2 protein-coding genes and 1 pseudogene are annotated in these 3,257 nt (G+C 67.6%); 1 reads left to right on the top strand and 2 read right to left on the bottom strand.

Translation table 11 applies throughout. The annotated features are described in order from the left end of the window. Both RH94_RS18760 and RH94_RS46710 read right to left on the bottom strand, forming a co-directional pair. Positions 1 to 589, bottom strand: a 589-nt coding sequence (locus RH94_RS18760) for a transposase (RefSeq protein ID WP_234425871.1), incomplete at its 3' end; no start/stop codon positions are given. Between the two features lie 1,229 nt (positions 590 to 1,818). Next, positions 1,819 to 2,827 (bottom strand): annotated as a pseudogene (locus RH94_RS46710) (transposase family protein). Between the two features lie 100 nt (positions 2,828 to 2,927). Here RH94_RS46710 and RH94_RS18745 point away from each other — a divergent pair. Continuing rightward, positions 2,928 to 3,221: a VOC family protein gene (locus RH94_RS18745; RefSeq protein WP_324614232.1), complete on the top strand. Its 294-nt coding sequence runs from the start codon at positions 2,928 to 2,930 to the stop codon at positions 3,219 to 3,221. Positions 3,222 to 3,257 lie beyond the last annotated feature (36 nt).

The raw sequence follows: 3,257 nt of genomic DNA, 5'->3' as shown, positions 1-3,257 counted from the left end.
AGAGGTGTTCCAGGAGCCGGACGGCGTCGTTGCCGGCGGCGAGGATCCTGGTCTTGGGCTTGGTGGGGTTCTTGCCCAGGCGGACCGGGCGGCCATAACGGCTGCCCCATTCCTCGTCGACCAGCTCGTCCAGCAGGCGCGGGGCGGTGCCGGCGACTTCCTCCAGCGCGGCACGTACCGCCTCGGTGACCATCTCCAGCCGGGTCAGGTCGCGGACCGCGGCCAGGACATGGGTGGAGTCGGTGCGCTGGGTGGTGCGCTCGCGCACCAGACCGGCCTCCTTCAGGCGGGCCGGCGCGAGGTCGAGCAGGCGGTCGGCGCGGTCGCCTTCGGTGAGACGTTCGCGGAAGTCGGCCAGCACGCTGTGGTGCAAGCCGGGATCGTCCAGCTCCATGGCCATGGCGTACTTGAAGTCGATGCGGCAGCGCACCGCCTCGGCGGCCTGCCGGTCCGACAGGCCGAGCACGAACTGCAGCACACAAACGGTGGCCAGCTGAGCGGGCGAGAGGCCCGGACGCCCGTCACACGGATACCAGTCGGCGAAGTCCTCGTCACGCCACAGCCCGTCCAGCCGATCTCTCACCCACATCGCCGCCGTACCATCCGGGTTGCTCGCCCGCGCGACCTGCGCGGTCAGAGGCGGGACCTGCTCACCGGAACGGGGACGGAGCGACAACGGACACCTCGGCAACTGCATGGGCACTCGGAACAGTCCGAGCATGCCCGCCGATCACGCCGGCGCACCGGGAAACTCCAAGATCCCCGACAGAGTCAAGCTGAGGGCCAGACCGGTCCTGAGTCGAGAACTTCCCCACCGTGCCCGGGCCGTACCCTGCGAAGGGTTTCGAAGGGTACGGCCCGTTGTGTGTCCGTCTCAGGGGCCGTAGAGGCAGACAGCGACAGCGACCCTGCCAGCGTTACTGACGACGCCTGTCGTCTTGTCGACGGTGATCATGTACATATACCGTGTCGATGACTGTGCACAGCTGAACGGGGTCACCCTGCGCTCTTGGTAGAGGTAGGCGTACGTAGTCATTCCGCTGGTGCCGACATCGTTGAGGAAACCTCTGCCTGGCTCCCAGGGGTGGATGGTGACGTCCGTGCTCACCGGCCATACATACAGGGCGCCGCCCTGCCAACCGGCGCCTATCCCGTTCTTGGGGATGTTCGGGTAGTTCGCGTAGCCGTGATACGCCCCTTCGTTGATCAACCTGTTCTGGGTGCGGCTGCTGGTGGTAACGCAGACGTGGTCCGAAGGGCTGGTTCCACGCCACACGTAGCCCGACTTACAGGTGTCCGGGCCGTAGGGTCCGCCACCCGGCTGCACCCGCGAGGCGGCCAGCGCGTTCTCCTGCCACGTCTGTTCACGCACTGGGGGGGTTACACAGACGTAGTCGCCCGCTGTCGCCTCTCTCCAGACGAGTCCGTACGCGCAGGTGTAGGGACCGTAGTCTGCGTGCGCGGCAGGCGCCAGGGCGAGCCCTCCTGCCGTCAGGCCCGCCAGTGCGAGACCCTTGGCGACAAGTCGACGTAAAAGATGAGCTTTTCTGGTAGCGCGTTTCCGGCCCATGCATTCCCCCCACCTNGAAGAGGCCCGCCGTATATCCCATGGCGGGTGACGGTGTCGTCACGGACGACTATGCCTGGGCTTCGGGGATTGGGGAATATTCCATGCATGCCTGACTTTCATCCGATTCCTCCTGCGAGCCTCAGTGATGCGCCTGTTGAACTCCTGCACCACTAAGAAGCCATCCGCTTACGACTCGGTACGCGATTGAGGTCGGGGTGCGCCGGCCTGGCGATCTGGCTGGTAGGTGATCAGCAGGCCGTGCGCTGGACGGGCACCGGTTCGGTGCTCGTCCGGTGCCGGGTTGGCCTGCGGGCGGCGCGGTCGGAGACCAGGCCGGCGATGGCGGCGTGGGTCTCGGGGTGGTACTCGCGGCGGCCGGTGTACCGCTGGAGCGGGCGCCACTTCTTCTCTTCGCCGATGACGTGTTCCACACAGATCCGCCGGGAGGACTGGCGTCGGCGCTGCTCGCGCCAGGCATGCCGCTCGCCGAGCAGCGCATCGTCCGTGGGTTTTTTCGGCGGGGCGCCGACCTGGTCGGGGAACTCGTCGGCCAGTCCCCGGTAGCCCTCGTCGACCTCGGCTTTCACCCTCGGGTGCAGGCGGAACTGCTCGGCGATGCCCTCGGTACGCACGGCGGTCTGGTCGTGCATGCGACCCGGCCGGTCGGCCCCGGACCACAGCAGCCGCCCGGAGCCGTCGCTGATCGTGGTGGTCTTGGCGGTGTTCTGCTTCTTCTTGCCGGACACGAACGCCTTGCGGCCCGCCCGGCCGGCCCGGGGTCGGCGGACCTGCACCTCGGTGCCGTCGATACGCAAGTCCACCCCCCTCGGCCTCGGCGTAGGCGAAGACGTCGGCCAGGGTAGGCAGCCGCACGCTGGACCGCTGCGGGACGGCGAAGCCACGCCGGGCCGGCAGCGGACGGATCTCATGGATTGCGCGGGTGACGGTGGGCCGGGTCACCCCATACAGCTCGGCCGGCGCCGCATGCGGCAACTGCAGCCGCAGGCAGACCAGGGTGACCAGCACCCGGTCGACGAAGACCAGTTGGTGATCGGGCCCGGCACCAGCCACCCGCTGCCGATCGCCGCCCCGACGTTCCCGGAGCGCGGACTCGCACTGCGCCGTCCACGGGTCGGCCAACTCCTCGATCAAATTGCCGAGATGTGCATGATCAAGGCCGCAGAAGGCAGGATGGGACAAGGCCGCACGGGCTCGGTAATGCGTCACAACATCACCAACCCGTGCGGCCGCCGTCATGTAACGGGCCGGCTCTTGAGTCCGGCGGGGGCCGTCGTAGGCTCCCGGCCATGCGTGCACACTTGCGTCAGATTGTCGTGGCTGCCGTGAGCCGAAGGCCCTGGTCCGGTTCTGGGCCCAGCTACTTGGCAGTGAGCCGGTCGACCGTGCCCGCGGCTGGTCGCATGTCGAGCTGCCTGGGTTCGCACGGCTCGCCTTCCAACCGGTACCCGAAGGCAAGACCGTGAAGAACCGGTTTCACCTCGATATCGCGGTCGACGACATCGAGGCCGCCACCACCGAAGCGGTAGGTATGGGCGGAGCTCGGGTCGGCGAGACAGTCACCGACGATCAGGAGTCCTTCCAGGCCATGCTCGATCCGGAAGGCAACGAGTTCTGTTTCGTCAGCGCCTGACCAGCCCGGTTGTCTACCTGTCGCGTACCGAGTCGT

This window comes from Streptomyces kebangsaanensis (genome assembly GCF_001906585.1).
Lineage (GTDB): Bacteria > Actinomycetota > Actinomycetes > Streptomycetales > Streptomycetaceae > Streptomyces > Streptomyces kebangsaanensis.
This window is presented reverse-complemented; position numbering and strand designations above follow the sequence as displayed.